This is a genomic window from Maribacter sp. (assembly GCA_020629415.1).
GTDB lineage: Bacteria > Bacteroidota > Bacteroidia > Flavobacteriales > Flavobacteriaceae > Maribacter > Maribacter huludaoensis.
This window is the reverse complement of the sequence record JAHDDL010000040.1, coordinates 1-22825: the sequence shown is the minus strand read 5'-3', so window position 1 is coordinate 22825 and position 22825 is coordinate 1. Positions and strand designations below refer to the sequence as shown.

Genomic DNA, 22825 nt, shown 5'->3' with positions numbered 1-22825 from the left:
TAGTAACACAAAAGTAGAGCGGTATAGAAACCTGTGCAGTAACAAAGGTTACAGAGGCTTTATAAATCTAATATTTCTAAATAATTTCGGTGAAGTTTTATTTTTCCCATTTCTTCCAATTTCTTTAAAAGTCTGGAAATTACGACCCTTGAGCTATGCAGATCATATGCAATTTCTTGATGGGTATTGTGAATAATATTGTCTTTTGTAACCCTTGCCTTTTCTTTTAGGTAGCCAATTAGGCGTTCATCCATTTTTTGGAAAGCAATATTATCTAGGGTGCTCAAAAGTTCATTTAATCTCTCATGGTAACTATTGAATACAAAATTACGCCAAGACTTATACTTGGTAGTCCATTCTTCCATTTTTTGAATGGGAACTATAATCAGTTTGGTGTCCATTTCGGCAATGGCCCTAATTTCACTTTTGTTATCGCCCATACAACAGGCCATGGTCATTGAACATGTATCGCCTTTTTCAAGATAGTATAGCAGAAGTTCATCCCCATCTTCATCTTCTCTTAAAATTTTTATAGCACCGGAAATCAATAAGGGCATACCTCTAACAAAATCGCCAATGTCCATAAGTTTATATCCTTCGGGAATTTCTTTGAACGTACCTACTTGGACTATTTCATTAATAATTTCCTCTTCAAAGATTTTTCCGTATTCTGTCGTTAGGTCTTGAATCATATTAGTTAGAATTAATTTTCTGAGCTATTTTTTTATCAAAGTTAAAAAATATGTTTGCCCAAGTAGATTTTGAAACTGCCGCAATCCAAGGCATGGTCAGAATCAATACAACCACAATGGCTATGAACAGGTTTACTAAGGAAAGTTGAAGGTTAAAAATCAAGGACAAAACGTATGTTGCAACCGCAACGGCAATACCTACGGCATAAGAAACATACATGGAGCCCGTGTAGAAACTGGGCTCTATGCTATATTTTAAATTACATTTTGGACAATGATCCTTAACCTTGTTGAAGTTACTTAATTTATAAGGATTGGCCTCAAAGAATTCACCTTTATGGCAACGTGGACATTTTAAAAAAATTATGCTGTATAATTTTGAACCTTTTAATAACATGCCTAGAAATTGAAAAACAAAATTATAAGTTTTTAATATTTGCTTAGGTAACATAGGTTACATAAGCATATTAATAGATTGCCTGTTTTTTAAAAAGTTATCTTTTTTCATTAATGCATGAACTGATATTAATCATATTTTATACTGGTAATGACGTGTATGTTTGTCAAAAAACAAATTCATATGTGTTCGCTTGTTCAAAAGTACAATGTACCCGGTCCTCGTTACACCAGCTATCCTACAGTTCCTTTTTGGGATGTAAATACTTTTTCGGGAAAAAAATGGGAAAAGACGGTAAAAAGAAGTTTTCATGTAAGTAATACCGTGTCCGGAATAAGCCTTTATATACACCTACCTTTTTGCGAGAGTATGTGTACGTTCTGCGGATGTCATAAACGCATAACAAAAAGACACGATGTTGAAATGCCCTATATAAAGTCTGTTTTAAAAGAATGGAAACTATATAGCGCAATGTTTGATGAAAAACCAATTATTAAAGAGTTGCACCTAGGTGGCGGTACACCAACTTTCTTTAATCCGGAGAATTTAAAATATTTGATCGATGGAATTTTAAGACTGGCGGATAAAGCCCCCGATGCAGAATTTAGTTTTGAAGGGCATCCAAATAACACCACCAAAGAACACCTACAGGCCTTGTACAATGTTGGCTTTAGAAGAGTAAGTTTTGGTGTTCAAGATTATAATGAAACGGTACAGAAGGCTATACATAGAATTCAACCTTTTGTTAATGTGAAAAATGTTACGGAATGGGCCAGGGAAATAGGATATACATCAATTGGCCATGATATTATTTTTGGGTTACCCCACCAAAAACTTGAACATGTAATTTATACCATTGAAAAGACCAAAGAGCTTAAACCAAATCGTATTGCTTTTTATAGTTATGCACATGTGCCATGGTTGGCGGGTAATGGTCAACGTGGTTATAATGATGCAGATTTACCTGTTGGGGACGAAAAGAGAATGCAATATGAGACAGGTAAGGAATTATTGTTGAACTATGGTTACCATGAAATAGGTATGGATCATTTTGCTTTGCCGACCGATGGACTTTACAAGGCCATGGAAAACGGTGATCTACATAGGAATTTTATGGGCTATACTAGCTCTAACACGCATTTAATGATTGGGCTAGGGGCATCTAGTATAAGCGATAGCTGGTATGGTTTTGCACAAAATGTAAAGAATGTAGAGGAGTATCAAAATTTGGTAGAAAATGACATTATACCATTGTATAGAGGTCATATTTTATCTGAACAAGATCAGATTATCAGAAGGCATATCTTAAATTTAATGTGTCAGTTTAGTACTTCATGGAGCAAATTTAAACTACATCTGCCACATATGAACAGTATTTTAGATAGGTTAAAAGAAATGCAAGAAGATGGTTTGGTGCATATTACGGAAGGTAATCTTCAAATAACGGAGAAGGGTAGGCCTTTTGTTAGAAATGTATGTATGGCATTCGATCTGCCACTACAAAGGAAAAATCCTGAGACCAAACTATTCTCAATGACAGTTTAAGTAATAAAAGAATTAAAAGTTCCTAATCTTAATAATCGCTAAATAAAATTATTATGAAAAAAATAATTGTACTTACAGATTTTTCAAAACAGTCAGAACAAGCGTTAAAAGCAGCTGCAGATTTGGCAAAAAAACACGATGTGGAATTATTGGTAGTTCACATGCTAGAACTAAACCAGGCAATTCTGACATCTCCTGACGGTATGTATATTGAGCAGACCGTATTTCTGGTAAAACTTGCCGAAAAGAATTTAAAGGAATTTCTGGAAAAGCCATATTTGGAAGGACTTTCCGTAACACCGGTCATTAAACATTATAAAGTATTCAGTGAGTTAGATGCCATTGCCAAAGAGCATGATGCAGACCTAATAGTAATGGGCTCTAACGGAGCAAGCGGACTGGAAGAAATGTTTATTGGTTCTAATGCGGAAAAAGTAGTTCGTAATGCTACCGTACCGGTTTTGGTCATTAAAGGCGAGATAACCAATTTAAGTTTAGATCGTTTTGTATTTGCATGTGATTTTAACGATGATAACTTACCTGCTTTTCAAAAAGCAAAAGAATTTGCGGAAATGTTAGATGCCAGTATGGAGGTTGTTTTTATCAATACACCCAACGACGAATTCTTAAGTAATAGAGATGCATATCAAAAAATAAATAAATTTTTAACGAAAGCCAATTCGGCGCAACAAGTAGAAATTTATAATGATTACAGTGTAGAGCAAGGCATACTAAACTACGGTAAAACCATTTTAGCAGATGCCATAGCAATGCCTACCCATGGTAGAAAAGGAATCTCACATCTGTTTAATGGAAGTATAGGAGAAGATGTTGTCAACCATTCCCGTATTCCTGTAATTACTTTTAAAATATAGAAGCTAACCATATTTTTAAATAACAATAAACCCAAAGCGAAAGCTTTGGGTTTTATTTGTTCGGTAAATATAAGGAGTACTAAGTATCAATAACATTCCTCATAAAATCAAGTAATTGCTGCATTTGAGGTTGTCCCTTTTTCTTACCGCTTCTACCGGCAAAATATAGCACAAACCATATGAGGACCAACAGCACCATAAGACCTACTTGTATATGATATGTTTTGCCTAATGATGCACTTGAATATGCCCAAATACCTATAATTATAAATAATGTGGCGACAATGAAATGTACGAACATAAAAAATGTCCATAGGGTAGGGTTTGGACCAAAAACACCATGAAGCTTGCAGCTAATTTCATCTATCTCATCAATTTCTATGTGAAGTTGCGGAGACCAAAAATGGTTCTCTTTTTTATTAAATTTTATAAATACATGCTCATCTAATCGTTTCGTTACAAACGGATTCTCCTTTGACCGCTCAAACTTGCTAAGAACAGTTTCTTTATTTTTTGGTATGTGCAATTGAAACCTGGGGCGAAGTACAATCTCGTTCGGTAACGGTTTCATATGAATAGAATTATTTAAAAATTGTCATTAGTTATGGCATTCTATAGCACTGGATACTAATTGGGTAACCGGGGCAGGGGATACATAAGGAATGCCCAGACCAAGACCTCTTAGAATAAAAAGCGCACCAATGATAATGACAAATACAGGAATTGCTTTTTGTACTTTTTGGCGTATACCGCCTTTTAATAAATTACTAAAATAAATGGCAGCTGTCATTAGTGGTAGGGTACCAAGGCCAAAAAGTATCATATACAAGCTACCTTGTAGGGCATCGCCCATTGCAATAGAACCAAAGAGCGCCATATATACGAGTCCGCAGGGTAAAAATCCGTTTAAAAAACCAATGGTCAAAAAAGTATCCGGCGATTTCTTTTTAAGCTCTTTGCCCAGTTGATTTTTAACTTTTGATATGATTTTGTAAACAGGTTTGGACAAGTTGTATTTATTGAAGGTTTGATAGGGAATCAAAACAATCAGAATCATTATAACACCAATAGTAATAGAAAGTTTCTGTTGTATTCCGAAGATGGAAAGTCCTTTCCCTAACAGCCCAAACACCAGGCCTATAATACCATAGGCAAGTAAACGCCCAAAGTGATAGATAAATATTTGCCCAAACTTTTTATAATTGTTCGTTCTATCTACCGGAAGCATAAAGGCAATGGGTCCGCACATACCTACGCAGTGCAAACTACCCATAAGACCTAGTATGAGGGCAGATAATAACATAGATTAAAATGTAATACTTTCTTTATGAAGAAACTCTTTTTCTTCATGTTGCCATGAAACTTTAATATCCCAACGACCTTCCAACAATTGATTGTCAGGTATGAGCAAATGTGAATTGGATAAACTAATGGGCAAATTAAAATCCAAATTCTTGTTGGAAGGTCTATATAGGGATACGATACCTTTAACATTGGTATCATCATAACCATCAGGAAAAATTACGAGTAAACCCTCTGGAGATTTTTTAATTTCTATTTGTGAAGAAGCGTTAATGGCATTTCTTTCGGCATCAATTTCTTTCTGGTAGCCCAGTTCCGCTTTATAATATTCTTCTGTTACCAAATCATGGTTGGCGTCATGACTTGTGGTCATTTTAACTACAAAGAACATAATAAAACTAATGAAAGCTATAATAGCTATTACAATACCGGTACCCCAATTAATTTTCATGATGCTATGTTTTTATTGGCACCGCCAAAGGGCATAATACCCTGAAGCTTGCCTTGAATTTAAAAGTTTGTATCCTTTGAATGCCTCATGGGCTTGCCCTGAGGTGTTTTACTTATAACTACGTGGTGCTAAAAAGCGAGCCGTAGTGGTCTCAATTAACTCATCGTTACTATATACTCCAATTTTAAGGTTGTTCTTATCTCCACTTAATGCAGACTGGTTAATTTCAATGAACAAGGTGCCCTCTGCCAAAGCCTCTGGCTCAACATCAAAATTCTCGTTGCGTACCAGTTTAATTTCTCCCTTGGGCGATATTAGTTCAAAATGAACGTCTTCTACTGTTTCAGTAGTCTTGTTCAATAGTTTATAGGTGTATACATTACTAATGATATTACCTTCTTTGTGTTCGTAAAGTTGACCGGGTAATCTTAAAATGTTGGCTTCAAGGTCATTTCTCAAGAACATCATGCCAACAAGCACTCCAGTTAAAATAACTAGAACAGCAGTATACCCTTTTAAACGAGGTGTAAATTTGAACTTCTCTTTCTTGGTAATTTCATCTTCACTAGCGTAGCGGATCAAACCTTTAGGCAGATTCACTTTTTCCATGATGGTATCGCACTCATCTATACAAGCAGTACAGTTAACACACTCTAGTTGCGTTCCGTTTCTAATATCAATACCCGTAGGGCAAACGTTTACACATTGAAAACAATCGATACAGTCTCCATGACCCATTGCTTCGCGGTCCTCATTTTTACGCCATTTTTTCCTGCCGTTCTCAGCTTCGCCACGCTTATGGTCATAAGCAACTACTATAGATTTATTATCTAATAAAACTCCTTGCATACGTCCGTAGGGGCAAGCAATGATACATACCTGTTCTCTAAACCAGGCAAAGACAAAATAGAATACACCCGTAAAAATCAATAATGACACCATGGTGCTTACATGTTGTGCGGGTCCGTCGGTAATGTATTGTATCAATCGGTCACTACCTATTAAATAAGCAAGGAATACATTGGCTATAATGAATGAAATAATGAAAAAGATAAACCATTTTAAAACGCGTTTACGAATCTTCTCGGCATTCCATTCTTGTCTGTCCAATTTTATTTGGGCACCACGATCACCATCTATCCAATATTCTATTCTACGGAAAACCATTTCCATGAATATGGTCTGTGGACACATCCATCCGCAGAATATGCGTCCAAAAGCAACGGTAAATAGTGCTATAAATACCACCCCTATAATCATTGAGATTACAAAGAGATGAAAATCTTGGGGATAAAACGGAAACCCGAAGATATTAAAGCGTCTTTCCAGCACATTGAACATTAAAAACTGGTTGCCGTTTATTTTTACAAAAGGAGATGCGATCAAGAAAATGAGTAGCACGTAGCTTACATACTTTCGGTACTCATAAAGTTTACCACTTGGCTTTTTAGGAAATACCCAAGCCCGTTTACCATCTTCTTTAATGGTACCTATGGAATCTCTAAAATTATCCTGATCTTGTGACATTCTTTCTCTCTTTATAAGCTTTAAGAGGTTTTATCCTCTTAAGGTAATCAGTTCATGGTAACCGCTGCAGAATCAATAACTCCCTCTTTAGCTTCTGCCTCAGCAGGAGTTTCTTTTACAGGAGCGTTAGGGTCTACCCAAACATCACCTTCGGGAGCTTTAGGATTGGCAGGGGTCGTACCTTCAAAACTTAGAACATAACTAGCCACCTGGGCAATTTCAGCGGGCTTTAAGTTCTGTTTCCAGGCAATCATACCCTTACCGTCACGGCCACCTTCAGATATAGTGTTAAAAACATTTTTAATTCCTCCACCAAGGATCCAATGGTTGTCGGTTAAATTTGGTCCAATACCACCGCCACCATCAGCCATATGGCAGGCAACACAGTTACTTTCAAAAATGCCTTTGCCGGCACTAATATCAGATGCGTCTGTCAACAATTCAACAGTATTGGCATCAACGAGGCCTTTCGCGGTTTTTTTGTATGCTTCTATTTCTAATTGGGCGGCAGCAACTTCTTGCTCATATTCCAAGTCTTGATCATAATCGTTAAAAACATGAAAGCGGGCCAAATAAACCACCCCAAAAACGATAGAGGCGTAGAAAAGGTATACCCACCAAGGAGGTAGATTATTATCCAGTTCACGTATACCATCATAATTATGGTCAAGAATAATTTCTTCTTCAGACTCAATTGGTTTGCTACCCAACATTTTGGCATACATTTTTTTACCCCAGGTCCATTCCCATTTTTCTTCTTTTGCCTCTAAATAACGAAGTTTTGCTTTTTCATCAAGCGTGTTGAACAAAACATTCTCAATAGCTTGAACTATAAAGGCAATTGCAATTAATAGCAATAAGATAAGGGCCATAAAACCGAACATCATTGTTGGGTAAGCTATAAAAGCAGGCTTGTCACCGCTATCAATATAAATTTCCATAAGTACTATGACCAGAAAAAAGGCCACGGTTATTCTTAACCACCAGGCTGTATTGTTTTTCATAATGGGTTGTTTTGTTGGTTATCTTCTTCTAAAGGCAATTCGCTAACTTCTTTTATATATGATTTTGAGGCTGTGATGACCCACCAAAATAGCAATGTGAAGAACACAAAGAAGATCAGTAACGATATCATAGGGTAGGTTGCTACGCCATCAATAGTTTCCATGTAACCTTTTACAAATTTGAACATGATTTTTTGTTTTAGTTATCAGATAATAATTCACCGGTTTCCTTAATCTTAATATCGGTACCTAAGCGTTGTAGGTAGGCTATTAAGGATACAATTTCACGGTCTCTCATTTCTATGAAATCTTCTCCATTTTCTACTGCATACTTTTTGTCCGCCTCATAAGATTTTGCAAAATCTGGATCAGTATATAAATTCTTTTCTATTTTTTCTGCCTGAGCATCCATTGAAGCATGTGCATTGGCAATATCCTCTTCTGTATAAGGAACGCCTAAGGTGACCATAGCTTCCATTTTAGCTTGTATGTCGCTTCTGTCATGCTCATTTCTGACTAGCCATGCATATGCGGGCATTATAGAACCAGATGAGGTACTTTGTGGATCATACATATGGTTCAAATGCCAGTTGTCAGAGTATTTTCCCCCAACACGAAGTAAATCTGGACCTGTACGCTTACTACCCCAAAGGAACGGGTGGTCATAAACAAACTCCCCAGCTTTGGCATACTCACCATAACGCTCTACTTCACTTCTAAACGGGCGTACCATTTGTGAATGGCAGCTAACACAACCTTCACGAATGTATAGGTCACGACCCTCTAATTCTAAAGGTGTATATGGTTTTACACTTGTAATGGTAGGTATGTTGGATTTTACCAAAATAGTAGGTACAATTTGGATAATACCACCAATTAATATGGCAATTGTAGCCAAAATGGTCAACTGAATAGGTTTACGCTCTAACCAAGTATGAAATGTTTCACCAGCAGTTCTACGTTTAGATATGGTGGTAAGTGCAGCGGCTTCTGCCAGTTCATCTTCTATAACGTTACCCGCTTTAATGGTGCGAACAACATTGTATATCATAACACATGCACCTACAATATAAAGGCTACCACCAATGGCACGCATCCAATACATAGGCATGATCTCGTTTACGGTTTCTAAGAAGTTACCATATACCAAAGTACCATCTGGGTTAAAGTCTTTCCACATTAAAGCTTGGGTAAAACCTGCAACATACATTGGTAGGGCGTAGAGAATAATACCTAAGGTGCCTATCCAGAAATGGAAGTTTGCCAACCCAACGGAGAATAATTTGTTTTTGGTCATTTTTGGCACCAAATAATAGATCATACCAAAGGTCAAGAATCCGTTCCAAGCTAATGCACCAACATGTACGTGAGCAATGATCCAATCACTGAAATGGGCAATGGCGTTTACATTTTTAAGTGAAAGCATAGGGCCTTCAAAAGTTGCCATACCATAACCGGTTATAGCGACTACCATGAATTTTAGAACAGGATCGGTACGCACTTTATCCCACGCACCACGAAGTGTTAACAGTCCGTTGATCATACCGCCCCAAGACGGTGCCAATAACATGATAGAGAACGCTACCCCTAAATTCTGGGCCCAATCGGGTAGTGCAGAATAAAGTAAGTGGTGTGGACCTGCCCATATATAGATAAAAATCAAGGACCAGAAATGCACTATAGACAATCTGTAAGAATATACAGGTCTGTTTGCCGCTTTAGGTACAAAATAGTACATAAGACCCAAAAATGGTGTAGTCAAAAAGAAAGCAACCGCGTTGTGCCCATACCACCATTGCACCAATGCATCTTGTACCCCTGCATAAACGGAATAACTTTTAAATGCTGTAACAGGTAATTCTAAACTATTAAAAATATGAAGTACGGCTACGGTTACGAAGGTAGCCAGGTAAAACCAGATAGCCACATAAAGATGACGCTGTCTTCTTTTGATCATGGTACCAATAAGGTTTATACCAAATGCCACCCATACCACTGCAATGGCCAAATCTATAGGCCACTCAAGCTCAGCGTATTCTTTAGAACTGGTGTAACCTAATGGTAGCGTTATGGCAGCTGCAACTATAATCAATTGCCAGCCCCAAAAGTTGAATTTGCTCAAGAAATCACTATACATACGTGTCTTTAAAAGCCGTTGTGTAGAGTAATATACTCCGGCATAAATAGCATTACCTACAAATGCAAAAATTACCGCGTTGGTGTGCAACGGGCGCAAGCGACCAAAACTTAACCATGAGATACCATCGGTTAGGTTGGGGAACATGAACATAAAGGCTAACAATAAGCCCACTGACATACCCACTATACCCCAGAACATGGTTGCATATAGGAAATTTTTCACGATTTTGTTATCGTAATAAAACTGCTGTACTTCCATAATTATACTTGTTTATTTAGTTGGATTTTATTTTTCTAAATTGAAGAACAGAGAGAAAAGTAAATAGAGAAGAGACTCCTTTTAATTTGCAAATGTCCTTTAGTTTCAATTTTTTACTTTACTCTTTACTTCATTACCTGTTTTCACGAGTTCATCTTCAAAAAGCATACGTACAGAAGGGGTATAAGCATCATCATATTGTCCTTGCCTGACCGATACGATGAAAGCAACAAAAAAGATAATTGCCACTACTAGACTTATAGCTAGCAAAACATAAATTACACTCATACCTAACTGATTTATTCGGTAAAAGTAAGAGTGAAGCAAACCTTAGAAAATGACAATTGTCATACTTTAAAACTTTTCTTGGACTATTTAAAATTCCGGATAATTGAAGTTATGTATTTTGAGTTTTAAGTAGTTGAATATCAATAGGTAAAACTGGTTTGGTAAGTACCTGTACTTATGGTTCTAGTTGTATGAATATGCGGGGAAAAAGCGCAAATTAAAAAGGCATCTGTCTTATTATTTAAAGAACGATGCCGTTTAAAAAATTTAGTGGATTATATGTTCATTATGTAAGCTTTCTGCCAATAAGGTTGGTCATTACGGTGGTGAAAACAACAATACTGATGGAGCTTAAAGGCATAAGGATTGCGGCAATCACGGGCTCTAATTGTCCGGTAATTGCAAAATATAGACCCACACAATTGTAGAGTAGTGATACTATAAAACTCATTTTTATAACGCGCATTGCTTTTTTAGATGCAAGTATATAATTGTAAAGCTGTTGAAACTTAGAGGCATCTAAAATAGCATCGCAGGCAGGGGAGAAGACATTGATGTTTTCTGATATGGCAATACCAACATTACTTTGTGCAAGTGCACCGGCATCATTTAATCCATCGCCCACCATTAATACTTTTTTGCCTTGATCCTGTAATGATTTTATGAACTCTAGTTTAGTTTCCGGTTTTTGGTTGAAGTATAAAGGCGTCAGTTTTGGCAGCAGTGCCTCTAGCCGTTCTTTTTCTCCCTCGTTATCACCTGAAAGTATGGCCAGATTCATTGATTCTGACATGTTTTTGAAGACAGATGAAATTCCCTCGCGATATTGATTATGAAAAACATACCTGCCTTTATAAGTATTATTAGCGCTGATATAAATAGAGGTGTCCAATAGGCTTTCTGAGCTATTCTTGCCAACAAAATTTGCCGATCCTATTTTCATGTTTATTTGATCTTTTGAGCTTTCAAGACCTTTGCCAACATGCTCTTCATATTCATCTAAAGTAATGATATTCTGTTCTTTGAGTAGATCATATAAAGATCTGCTTAAAGGGTGGTTAGAGGCCCTAATGGTATTCTTCAATAAGGATTCTTCCTCTGGGGTCAATGGCATACCTTCATAGTGTGCCGTACTTTTTTGGGATGTGGTGATCGTACCCGTTTTATCGAAAATGGCGGTATCTATCTTTGCCAACCGTTCAATGGTTTGGGTGTCCTTGATATAGAATTTCTTTTTCCCAAAAATACGCAGCATATTCCCCAAGGTAAATGGAGAGGCCAATGCTATGGCGCACGGGCAGGCAATGATCAGTACCGCAGTAAAAACGTTCATAGCTTTGGAAGGTTCGTGGTATAACCAAAAGGCTGTAGCCGAAAATGCAATGGTAAGTACTGCAATGGTAAAACGTTTGCCAATACTATCCGTAAGGTTTTGGAAGGCGGTTATTTTGTCCGTTTTAAAAACCGCATTGCCCCATAACTGGGTCAGGTAACTTTGAGAAACTGATTTTAGGGCGATCATTTCTATAACACCGTTCAATTGCTTTCCGCCGGCAAAAACTTGTTCCCCAATTTCTTTGGCCACCGGTTCAGATTCTCCAGAAACAAAACTGTAGTCTATTTGTGCATTACCGTACACCAAGGTACCGTCAACGGGAATCATCTCTTCGTTTCTGATCAATATTCTATCACCTTTTATAATTTCCTGAACAGGTACGGTTTCTTCCTTGCCGTTTTTGTTTAGTCTGGTAATAGCAATGGGGAAGTATGATTTATAATCGCGTTCAAAAGACAAAAAGCTATAGGTTCTTTGTTGAAAGAACTTGCCCAATAGAAGAAAAAATACCAGACCGGTTAGGGAGTCAAAAAAACCGCTGCCCAGGTTGAAAGTGATATCATAGGTACTTCTTATGAACAGTACTAGAATACCTAGGGCAATGGGCACATCAATATTTAAGAGTTTGGCACGTAATCCTTTGTATGCGGACACAAAATAATCCCAACCGGCATAGAAAACTACGGGTAAGGAAAAGATGAACATCATCCATCTAAATAAATCTTGATATTCGTTCAGCCAATATTCACCACCAGAGGCAGCACTAGAGCCAAGGTCAAAATAATCTGGAAAGGAAAGAAACATGACATTGCCAAAGGCAAAACCTGCAACACCAAGTTTGTATATTAAACTTCTGTCAGCTGTTTTCTTTTTACCCTCAAAATCTTCTAGCGATATATATGGCTCATAGCCAATTTTTGCCAAAAGCAAAACTAAGTCCTTTAGGCTAAAACTTTGGTTTTTATAGGTAACCCTTATAGTTTTTTTTGGAAAATCTACCTGTGAGTTTGTTACGTGCCTATTTAGTTTGTTCAGATTCTCTAAAATCCAAATACATGAACTACAGTGGATAGTGGGTATATATAGGTTTATGATTTCAATATTATCATCATTAAATTCCGTCAGTTTAGATACGATCTCTTCATTATCTAGAAAATCATATTTTCCTTCTATGGCCTTTGGTGTAGAACCTGCGGCTTCTTGCAACTCATAATAATGATCAAGGTCGTTGGTAGAAAATATTTCATAAACAGTTTTACAACCGCTACAACAAAATGATTTTTGGTCAAATGTTATCAGTTGTTTGTCACAAGGATCTCCGCAATGAAAACATGTATTTGCCTGCATAATTATAAACTAATATTTTACAAAGGTGAAAATGAAACACTTTCTAAAACATGATAATTGTCACTTTTTACAAGTATGGGCTTGTGTAATTTTGCCCTATACTTAAAGATAATGCCATGGAAAATAGATGCGAAAATTGTATAATAAGGCAGTTTAATTCTCTCCGTGCGTTAAATAAAGACGAATTAAAAAAGGTTTCGGACTCTAAAATATCCCGGAAGATAAAAAAGGGAGAAGCCCTGTTTGTTGAGGGTCAAAAGTTAGATGGCGTCTTTTGTGTAAGAAACGGTGTATCCAAATTATCTAAATTAAGCGCTAATGGTAAAGAACAAATTGTAAAACTGACCAACCTTGGCGAGATAATGGGGCAACGATCCGTCATAGCGGAAGATTTTACCAATTTAAGCGCCATGGCCATAAGTGACATGGAAGTATGTTTTATACCCAAAGAAATTATATCTAATACGCTGAACACCAATCCTAATTTTTCTTTGGAAGTATTACGGCATTTGGCCCATGATTTAAAAGAGGCCGATGACGTGATCGTAAACATGTCTCAAAAAACGGTAAAACAGCGGTTGGCGGAAGCCTTTATTTATCTTAAGAAAAATTACGGCGAAGATGAAAACGGATTTCTGGCACTGACCCTAAGCAGGGACGATTATGCAAATATCATTGGTGCTGCAACAGAATCCTTAATACGTATGATTTCTGATTTTAAGAAAAAAGGACTTATAAAGACCGAAGGTAAAAAGATCGGGGTCGTAAAAATAGATACGTTACAGGAACTTGTGGATGGTTTCTAAGTAATTTTCTAAGTTGACGAATGTCATAGTTTCAACTCATTTGCAGAAGTATTTTTATCATCAAATGATGAGCTTCGTTTATGAAAAACATTTTAATACCTACAGATTTTTCACCATCGGCCTGGAATGCCATTACATATGCTGTTCACTTATTTGCAGAATTTGAATGTGTATTTCATTTTGTAAATGCCTACACACCAGAAATGCACAGCAATCGCTTAATGGCGGGGAAGGTTTTAGATACGGCAAAAGGCTGTACCGCACAAGCCGCTTCAAAAAGAGGATTACAAAAAACCATATATCGCATTAAAAAGGAATACAGAAATCCGATACATAGGTATAGCTCAATTTCTACTTTTTCCATGTTGGTAGATGAGGTGAAAGAGACGGTAAAAGCGCATAACATAGATTTTATAATTTTAAGTACTAGCGGTGGTGCCGATGATGAATCTATATTTTTAGGCAGGAATACGGTAAAAATTTTGAACCAAGGTTATCATTGTCCTGTAATGGTAATTCCGCCAAGGGCACGTTTTGAAGATCTAGCATCCATTTCGGTACTATCGGAAATCAATCATTTATTTAAGCTAGAAGAATTACAACCGGTAGTAGAATTGGCACGTTATTTTAATAGTACGGTTCAAATTGCAAGTATGCGGAAAACATCGGCTTCATCAAATGAATTACAAAAATTAAATCACAAAATTTTAAACGATAGCCTAGTTAGGATCTCTCATAACTATTATAAATTAGATGCTGAAGGTTCTTTAACAACAACTTTAAAGAACTACGTTGATCAGACTAATTGCCAATTACTTGTTATGTCCAATTCTATAAACAGTTACCTAAGAAATTTATGTCATAACTACATAGTAAACAGGTCTATTTTCTGTTGTCATGTACCGTTGTTATCACTACAGTTTATAGAACATGGTATAAGCATTGACCACTAAAACATTATCTGAGGTAAGGTTGCATAAGCATAAATCGCAAAATTTTAGATATTACTTTACCCTTTAGGTAATGCTATCTATTAATTCTAAATATCTTTATGGCCGGATAAACTTTAATTGAACAAAAAGTGAGCGCGGTAAACGAGAAAAAAGTAGCGGCATTGGCAGCGGTAAAATATGTAAAGTCTGGAATGACGGTTGGACTAGGAACAGGATCCACGGCATTTTATATGATAGAGGCCATTGGTGAAATGGTACAAAACGGCATGGAAATCAAAGCTGTTGCAACCTCTAACGAAACAGAGAAATTAGCAACCCGCTTAGGTATTAACGTAATAACCCTTGCAGAGGCAAAAAGGTTGGATGTTACTATTGATGGGGCCGATGAGGTAGATGAAAACTTTCAATTGATCAAAGGCGGTGGTGGAGCGCTACTAAGAGAAAAAATTGTTGCACATAATTCTGATTTGAATATTATAATAGCAGATGCATCTAAAAGTATTTCCAAATTGGGAAAATTTAAATTGCCCATTGAGACCATACCGTTTGCTACACAGTTGATTATTAACGAATTGAACGACATGGGGCTTAGTCCTGTGCAACGAATGAACGGAAATGATCACTATAAGACCGATGAAAACAACGACATTGTTGATATTGATATTTGGGATTGCGATATGAAATTAACCGAATTAGAGCGGCATTTAAAAACCATTCCGGGCATTGTAGAAACCGGCTTGTTCTTGACTACGACCAATTTGGTTATTATAGGCAAAGGCGATGAAGCTATCGTAAAAAATAGATAGCTATTAAACAACTTCTATTCTTTTGTACAATTCTGAAGTAAAAAAAATACGTCGGTGTTAGTATTGCTTTGTCCTTGGTCAATGAATTAAAACTAGCTTTATGGTTGTTAAGAACATACAGCTCAAGGACTGTGAGGTGGTATACATAAAGCTATTTTAATGTGATATTTTTTATACGTAATTAAGAAAGCTTAAACCGTGTGGAATGCCTTGGTATTTTGGCTTACATTTTACAAATAATAAATACATCGTACAAACAACTGTAACTCCTTAATTTGTAGGGGATAAACTAATATGCATCCAAAATTATGAAGATATTGCATTTTCCGAAAACCCTTTCGAGAACGCTATTGTGTTATTTAAGAAGTAATCAGGGCTTTAATACTTGAATACTATAGAATTATGTTAGGGGAAATATTTTAATTAGCGCCCATTATAAAGTATCTTTGAGGGAGAATTTTAGTAGATAGTAAAATAAACACGAACCTGAAAAATAATCTAATAATATAATGAACAAGGAACTAGATCAATTAGCAGCCGACAATATAAGGGCATTAGCTGTAGCGATGGTAGAAAAGGCAAATTCTGGACACCCAGGTGGCCCGATGGGAGGAGCAGACTACATGCACATTTTATATTCTGAATTTTTCAATTACGATCCTTCTGATATGAAATGGCCGTTTCGTGACCGTTTCTTTATGGATGCAGGTCATTTATCTACTTTAATGTATGCTCAGTATTATTTGTTGGGTAACTATTCAAAAGATGATGTTTCTAATTTTAGACAATGGGGATCGGTAACACCGGGTCACCCAGAGGTAGATGTGGCAAGAGGTATTGAAAATACTTCTGGTCCATTAGGCCAAGGGCATACTATGGGTGTTGGTGCAGCGGTAGCGGCCAATTTCCTGAAAGCTCGTTTTGGAGATTGGATGAATCATAAGATCTATGGTTTTATTTCAGATGGTGGTGTACAAGAAGAAATTTCTCAAGGTGCAGGTAGAATTGCAGGTCATTTGGGCTTAAGTAACTTTATCATGTTCTATGATTCTAACGATGTTCAATTATCCTCTAAAACAGATGAGGTAACTTCTGAGGATACGGCAAAGAAATATGAAGCATGGGGATGGAAGGTAGTTACTATAGACGGCCACGATCATGATCAAATCAGAAAGGCGTTGAGTGATGCCAATGCAGAAACCGAAAAGCCAACTTTGATTATTGGTCAGACCATAATGGGTAAAGGCTGTGTAACTGCAGATGGAACTCCGTACGAAGGGTATACAGAGTTGCACGGTAAGCCAATAGGCGATACAGGTGCGGATTATGAAAAGACTTTGGCAAATTTAGGCGCAGATGTAGATAATCCATTTGACATCTATTCAAAAGTAGAAGAGTACTACGAAGGCATCATCAATAAAAAGAAAGATGAAGCTCAAGCAAAGAAAAGGGAAATAGATGCTTGGCGTTCAGAGAACCCGGAGCTATCTGCCAAATTAGACGGTTTCTTGGAAGGCAAGTTGCCAGACCTAGATTTTGGTTCTGTAGCGCAAAAAGAAGGTCAGGCAACAAGAGCGGCATCTTCCAATGTGTTGGCTTACTTGGCACAGAACGTAGAGAACATGATCGTATCCTCTGCAGATTTATCCAACAGTGATAAAACTGATGGGTTCTTAAAGAAAACCAGTGTTTTACAAAAAGGTGATTTCTCAGGTGCTTTCTTGCAGGCAGGTGTAGCGGAACTGACCATGGCCACTATGGCAAACGGTATAGCACTACACGGTGGGGTAATGGCAGTAGTGGCCACATTCTTTGTGTTTTCCGATTATATGAAACCAGCAATTCGTTTAAGCTGTATTCAAGAGCTACCGGTAAAGTTTGTGTGGACACATGATGCCTTTAGGGTAGGAGAAGATGGCCCAACGCACCAACCAATTGAGCAAGAAGCTCAAATACGTTTGTTGGAGAAATTAAAGAACCATAGCCACGAGCAAAGTTTTGTAGCATTGCGTCCTGCAGATTCTCAAGAAACGAACGTGGCTTGGAAAATGGCCATGGAAAACCAAAAAACACCTACCGGACTTATTTTATCCCGTCAAGGCATAAAAGATATTCCTGCGAAAAGCGGTAACCGCTATGAGGAAGCGTTAGGAGCTGAAAAAGGAGGGTACTTGGTACAAGAAGTAGCTGATCCAGATGTAATTTTGATAGCAAACGGTTCTGAAGTGGCAACATTAGTAGCTGCAACAAAATTATTGGAAGAAAAAGAAGGGTTGAAAGTAAATATCGCTTCAATACCATCAGAAGGTATATTTAGGCAACAGTCAGAGGCTTATCAAGAAAAGGTAATTCCACCGAACAAACCGGTATTCGGTCTTACGGCAGGTTTACCTGTAAACTTGGAAGGTTTGGCAGGACCAAATGGCAAAGTATTCGGTTTAGAGCACTTTGGGTACTCTGCACCGGCAACCGTACTTGATGAAAAATTTGGGTTTACCGGAGATCAAGTATACCAACAAGTAGTAGATTTTTTAAAATAAATAATCTTTAAGGCATTGCTTTAGGGACATTGATTATAAATTAAAAATTAGTAACAGATGAAATTTTTTATAGATACAGCAAATTTAGACGAGATCAAAGAAGCCCAGGATATGGGTATTTTAGATGGTGTTACCACAAACCCATCTTTAATGGCTAAAGAAGGCATTACAGGTGCCGATAATATTTTGGCACATTACAAGAAAATATGTGACTTGGTAGACGGTGACGTTAGTGCTGAGGTAATTTCTACCGATTTTGACGGAATGGTTGAAGAAGGGGAGAAGTTGGTTAAAATTAGCCCACAGATCGTAATTAAAGTACCTATGATCAAAGAAGGTGTAAAAGCGATCAAGTATTTCTCAGATAAAGGATACAGAACTAACTGTACCTTGGTATTCTCTTCAGGTCAAGCTTTATTGGCTGCAAAAGCAGGAGCAACTTATGTATCTCCGTTCATTGGTCGTTTAGATGATATCTCAACAGATGGTTTAGGTTTAATAGCGGATATTCGTTTGATATATGATAACTACGGATTTGAAACTGAAATTTTAGCGGCATCTGTACGTCACGTAATGCATATTATTGACTGTGCCAAAATCGGTGCAGATGTTATGACCGGTGGCTTAGGTGCTATTACAGGACTTTTAAAACACCCTTTAACAGATAGTGGTCTAGAGAAGTTCTTGGCAGATTACAAAAAAGGTAACTAAGTTGTAAGATGTTATCTAATTGATATTAATAACCATCATTGAAAAGTGATGGTTATTTTGTTTTATATTAGTTGTGATATAAAAGATATATGTGCAATTGTGTACATATACAATTGTTGTAAGTAATGCGGAAATCGTGCTAAACATCAACATTTGAACTATAAACGCCAACGCTCAAACAGCACATTTATTTTTTTTTCCGACACGAAAGCCAACGCTGAAAAAAATAAAAGAGCTGTTTCTTGCCAACGCTCGGAATAATATTAAATTTGAGGAAAAAGATTAAAATTTTATGAGCTTATTTCAGAACTCTGTTCTAAACAAATATTTAAAAGGATTGGAGTCCGAAAAAGTTAATCAAGCTTACGAACGATTTACAAGCCATTTCCACAATCCGACCATTCAAGAAAATATCCGAAATTCCAAAGAGGAACAATATCAAGGCGAATTTCTGATTGACCTTTTTGTAAACGTTTTTGGATACGTTAAAAACCCAACACCTGACTTTAATCTCACAACGGAATTAAAAAACATAAAAGGCTCAAAAAAGACTGATGGAGCGATTCTAAAAGGAGAAAAAGCACTTGCAGTAATTGAACTTAAAGGGACTAACACAACCGATTTAAGCAAAGTAGAAACTCAAGCATTTGGATATAAAAACAACCAACCTGGTTGTAATTATGTAATTACTTCCAACTTTGAGAAGTTGCGTTTTTACATTGACAACGCAGTAGATTTTGAGGAATTTAATTTATTCCAATTAACGAAAGAACGTTTTAATATCCTTTGGCTTTGTCTTTCATCTGAATATCTTTTAAAAGACATTCCCAAAAAAATTAAGGACGAATCCTTAACGCAAGAGGAAAAAATCACAAAAGAACTTTACAAAGACTACGCATCTTTCAGAAATGAGGTTTTTGATAGCATCCAAAAGGAAAATCCGCAATACGACAAACTAACCTTATTCAAGAAAACGCAAAAATTACTTGACCGTTTTTTATTCATCTTCTTTGCAGAAGACAGATTATTACTTCCACCTAATTCAATTAGGTCTATAGTAAACCAATGGACAGATTTAAAAGATAAATACGATGAGTATTTTCCTTTGTACGACCGTTTTCAAAAGTATTTCGGTTATATGAATTCTGGTTATAAAGGACAGCAACACGATATTTTTGCTTACAACGGAGGTTTGTTTGCACCAGACGAGATTTTAGACAACATCAAAATAAACGATGAATTACTGTACAAACACACAGTAAATTTAAGCAATTACGATTTTGAAAGTGAAGTAAGTGTAAATATTCTTGGTCATATATTTGAACATTCTTTAAACGATATTGACGAAATTCAAGCAGAAATTCAAGGAGTTTCAACTGAACAAAGCAAAACAAAACGAAAAAAAGATGGTGTTTTTTACACGCCAAAATACATTACCAAATACATTGTAGATAATACTGTTGGCAAACTTTGTGAAGAAAAGAAAATTGAACTTGACATTCAAGAAGCTGAATACGAAAAAGAGCGTAAAGGAAGAAAGAAAGCAACACTCAAAAACTTAACTCAAAAATTAGAAGATTACAGAAAATGGTTATTACAAATTACCATTTGCGACCCTGCTTGTGGTAGTGGAGCTTTTTTAAATCAAGCGTTAGAATTTTTAATTTCAGAACATCAATATATTGACGAATTACAAGCCAAACTCTTTGGAGATGCAATGGTTTTAAGTGAAGTTGAAAATGCAATTTTAGAAAACAATATTTATGGTGTTGACATCAACGATGAAAGTGTGGAAATTGCAAAATTATCACTTTGGTTACGTACAGCTCAAAAAGGGAGAAAACTAACGTCTTTAAACAATAATATTAAATGTGGTAACAGTTTAATTGACGACCCAACTTTTGCTGGAGAAAAAGCTTTTAATTGGAATAACGAATTTCCAGAAGTTTTTTCAAATGGAGGTTTTGATGTTATTATTGGTAATCCACCTTATGTTAGACACGAGATAATTAAAGAGTTTAAACCTTCATTTCAAAAAGATTTTGAGACATATTTAAGTACAGCAGATTTATATGTGTATTTCATTGAATTAGGTATCAAAGCTTTAAAAACAAACGGATTATTAGGTTTTATTAATCCAAACAAATTTATCAAAGCATCTTATGGTAAAAATTTAAAGCAGTTTTTAAGTAAATTACAAATTGAAAAATTAATTGATTTTGGAGAATTAAATATTTTTCAAGATGCTGTTACTTCACCTCTGATTTTGATAATTAGCAATAAAGCTTTTGATTATGATGCTAAATATCTTCAAATTCAAACTCTTAAAAATTTAGATATTGATTTTAGCCTGACAAATGAGGGAATAAATCTAAAACCTGAAATCTTTCAACAAGAAAAATGGAATTTAATATCAGAAAAAGAACTTTCAATTATAAATAAAGTTCAAAACAATGGAATTTCAATTGCTGACAACAAAGAATTAGATATTAAATATGGTTTAAAAACGGGTTATAATGATGCTTTTATAATAAGCGATGAAGTACAAAAAAATATAATTACAAAAGACCCAAAATCTGCCGAATTAATCAAAAAATTTATTGATGGCGATGATGTTCGGAAATTTGAAATTAGAAGTAAAGGAAAACATTTAATTTGTATTCCAAGTGGTTATACAGATTTACAAGGAGAATTTGAAAATGAAAATGATGCGTGGTTTTGGCTAAAAACTAATTTTTCTGGAATTGCAGAATTTTTAGAACCATTTAAAGAGAAAGCAAAAAAACGTAGTGATAAAGGAAAATATTGGTGGGAATTAAGAGCTTGTGATTATTACAATCTTATTGATAACCCAAAAATTATTTATCCAGAAATTGCAATGAGTTCACGTTTTGCATTTGACGAGGAAAGCACGTATATAAACAAAACAATATTTTTAATTAATAGTTCAAGTCTTTCCTTATTAGGCTTGTTAAATTCAAAACTAATTTGGTATTATTTAATGAATATTTGTGCTTCACTTGGAGACCCAAAAAATGGCGGAAGATTGAATATGCAAAGAATCTATTTAGAAACTATAAGTTTTCCAGAGCATTTAATAATTGAAAGTTCAGATTTGACTGAACCTGCTAAAACTGTAAGAACTTTATATACTTCTCTTAACAAAAAGATTAATCGTTTTAGAAAAAGAATATTAAACACAGAAAGTTTTGGCATTGACAAACTATCTAAAAAGCTAAACGAGTTTTACGATTATGATTTTAAAACCTTTTTGGCAGAACTTAAGAAAAAGAAAATCACATTAAGTCTTTCTCAACAAGACGAATGGGAAGAATATTTTGATGAATATAATAAAGAGATAAACGAGCTTAAAAGTCGCATAAATGGAATTGAAAATGAAATTGATAATTTGATTTATAAACATTATGAATTGACTGAAGAGGAAATTAAAATTGTAGAAAATGCCAACGCATAAGCCATACACATTTACAGTCGCATCAGCCAATGCTACACCAAAACTGTAAAAGAGTATGTCTTGCCAACGCACACATTTGAACTAAATAACAAACATCGGAAAACCAAGCAGAAAGTGAAAAGCACTACTTACAACAACGTGTATAAAACATAGCTATTATAGGCTTTCCGAGAGTTTTTTGTATATTTACAAAGTACGCCAAATTTTTTATTTGGTTATATTTAGAAAAGAAAATTAAACATAAAAATAAAAAATTCGGCTCGTGCTAAATCCGAAAAGTTAGCGTTTATTTATACACTACGTTTCATACACAAGACCGTTGTGTTTAATTTGAAAAAATATTGAAAACCTTAAGTAACATCATAATTTTAT

The 22825-nt window shown here is 35.8% G+C and carries 19 protein-coding genes; 8 read left to right on the top strand and 11 right to left on the bottom strand.

Going from position 1 to position 22825, the window contains the following annotated elements; all coding sequences use genetic code 11:
* Positions 1 to 59: 59 nt before the first annotated feature.
* A complete protein-coding gene (locus QZ657_RS14270; protein WP_291967750.1) occupies positions 60 to 692 on the bottom strand; it encodes a Crp/Fnr family transcriptional regulator in 633 nt (210 codons plus the stop codon).
* Position 693: 1 nt separating this feature from the next.
* Complete coding sequence (locus QZ657_RS14265) at positions 694 to 1089, bottom strand: DUF983 domain-containing protein (protein WP_291963164.1); 396 nt, start codon at positions 1087 to 1089, stop codon at positions 694 to 696.
* A gap of 183 nt (positions 1090 to 1272) precedes the next feature.
* Between QZ657_RS14265 and hemN the strand changes: the two genes are divergently transcribed.
* Both hemN and QZ657_RS14255 read left to right on the top strand, forming a co-directional pair.
* Entirely contained in the window at positions 1273 to 2634 is a 1362-nt protein-coding gene (gene hemN, locus QZ657_RS14260; RefSeq protein ID WP_291967749.1) for an oxygen-independent coproporphyrinogen III oxidase, read from the top strand.
* Positions 2635 to 2687: 53 nt separating this feature from the next.
* Positions 2688 to 3509, top strand: a complete 822-nt coding sequence (locus tag QZ657_RS14255) for a universal stress protein (RefSeq protein ID WP_276472884.1) — start codon at positions 2688 to 2690, stop codon at positions 3507 to 3509.
* A 79-nt stretch (positions 3510 to 3588) separates the two neighbouring features.
* Here the strand turns inward: QZ657_RS14255 and QZ657_RS14250 are convergent, their stop codons facing one another.
* The 9 genes from QZ657_RS14250 to QZ657_RS14210 form a co-directional block, all read right to left on the bottom strand.
* A complete protein-coding gene (locus tag QZ657_RS14250) occupies positions 3589 to 4080 on the bottom strand; it encodes a GTP-binding protein (protein ID WP_291963169.1) in 492 nt (163 codons plus the stop codon).
* Between the two features lie 27 nt (positions 4081 to 4107).
* Positions 4108 to 4812: a sulfite exporter TauE/SafE family protein gene (locus QZ657_RS14245; RefSeq protein ID WP_291967748.1), complete on the bottom strand. Its 705-nt coding sequence runs from the start codon at positions 4810 to 4812 to the stop codon at positions 4108 to 4110.
* Between the two features lie 3 nt (positions 4813 to 4815).
* Complete coding sequence (locus QZ657_RS14240) at positions 4816 to 5262, bottom strand: FixH family protein (RefSeq protein WP_276472887.1); 447 nt, start codon at positions 5260 to 5262, stop codon at positions 4816 to 4818.
* Positions 5263 to 5370: 108 nt separating this feature from the next.
* The gene (gene ccoG / locus QZ657_RS14235) at positions 5371 to 6789 is read right to left on the bottom strand and encodes a cytochrome c oxidase accessory protein CcoG (protein WP_291967747.1); all 1419 of its coding nucleotides are present in this window, start codon (positions 6787 to 6789) and stop codon (positions 5371 to 5373) included.
* A gap of 47 nt (positions 6790 to 6836) precedes the next feature.
* The gene (locus tag QZ657_RS14230) at positions 6837 to 7793 is read right to left on the bottom strand and encodes a cbb3-type cytochrome c oxidase N-terminal domain-containing protein (protein WP_291967746.1); all 957 of its coding nucleotides are present in this window, start codon (positions 7791 to 7793) and stop codon (positions 6837 to 6839) included.
* The gene (locus QZ657_RS14225; protein WP_276472890.1) at positions 7790 to 7981 is read right to left on the bottom strand and encodes a CcoQ/FixQ family Cbb3-type cytochrome c oxidase assembly chaperone; all 192 of its coding nucleotides are present in this window, start codon (positions 7979 to 7981) and stop codon (positions 7790 to 7792) included. Before QZ657_RS14225 ends, QZ657_RS14230 begins: the two co-directional genes overlap by 4 nt.
* 11 nt (positions 7982 to 7992) lie before the next feature.
* A complete protein-coding gene (ccoN, locus tag QZ657_RS14220) occupies positions 7993 to 10191 on the bottom strand; it encodes a cytochrome-c oxidase, cbb3-type subunit I (RefSeq protein ID WP_291967744.1) in 2199 nt (732 codons plus the stop codon).
* A gap of 105 nt (positions 10192 to 10296) precedes the next feature.
* Positions 10297 to 10479: a cbb3-type cytochrome oxidase assembly protein CcoS gene (gene ccoS / locus QZ657_RS14215; RefSeq protein ID WP_276472892.1), complete on the bottom strand. Its 183-nt coding sequence runs from the start codon at positions 10477 to 10479 to the stop codon at positions 10297 to 10299.
* A 286-nt stretch (positions 10480 to 10765) separates the two neighbouring features.
* Positions 10766 to 13162 (bottom strand): heavy metal translocating P-type ATPase, encoded by a 2397-nt coding sequence (locus QZ657_RS14210; protein ID WP_291967742.1) that lies wholly within the window; start codon positions 13160 to 13162, stop codon positions 10766 to 10768.
* A 116-nt stretch (positions 13163 to 13278) separates the two neighbouring features.
* On the opposite strand from QZ657_RS14210, the gene QZ657_RS14205 reads away from it, so the two are divergent.
* The 6 genes from QZ657_RS14205 (at position 13279) to QZ657_RS14180 (ending at position 22453) form a co-directional block, all read left to right on the top strand.
* Complete coding sequence (locus QZ657_RS14205; RefSeq protein WP_291967740.1) at positions 13279 to 13968, top strand: Crp/Fnr family transcriptional regulator; 690 nt, start codon at positions 13279 to 13281, stop codon at positions 13966 to 13968.
* An 80-nt stretch (positions 13969 to 14048) separates the two neighbouring features.
* A complete protein-coding gene (locus QZ657_RS14200) occupies positions 14049 to 14921 on the top strand; it encodes a universal stress protein (RefSeq protein ID WP_291967738.1) in 873 nt (290 codons plus the stop codon).
* Positions 14922 to 15049: 128 nt separating this feature from the next.
* Positions 15050 to 15727: a ribose-5-phosphate isomerase RpiA gene (rpiA, locus tag QZ657_RS14195; protein WP_291967736.1), complete on the top strand. Its 678-nt coding sequence runs from the start codon at positions 15050 to 15052 to the stop codon at positions 15725 to 15727.
* Positions 15728 to 16236: 509 nt separating this feature from the next.
* The gene (locus QZ657_RS14190) at positions 16237 to 18267 is read left to right on the top strand and encodes a transketolase family protein (protein ID WP_276472897.1); all 2031 of its coding nucleotides are present in this window, start codon (positions 16237 to 16239) and stop codon (positions 18265 to 18267) included.
* Positions 18268 to 18324: 57 nt separating this feature from the next.
* Positions 18325 to 18978: a fructose-6-phosphate aldolase gene (gene fsa / locus QZ657_RS14185; RefSeq protein WP_058105582.1), complete on the top strand. Its 654-nt coding sequence runs from the start codon at positions 18325 to 18327 to the stop codon at positions 18976 to 18978.
* 292 nt (positions 18979 to 19270) lie between these two features.
* The gene (locus QZ657_RS14180) at positions 19271 to 22453 is read left to right on the top strand and encodes an Eco57I restriction-modification methylase domain-containing protein (RefSeq protein WP_291967733.1); all 3183 of its coding nucleotides are present in this window, start codon (positions 19271 to 19273) and stop codon (positions 22451 to 22453) included.
* Positions 22454 to 22825: the final 372 nt, after the last annotated feature.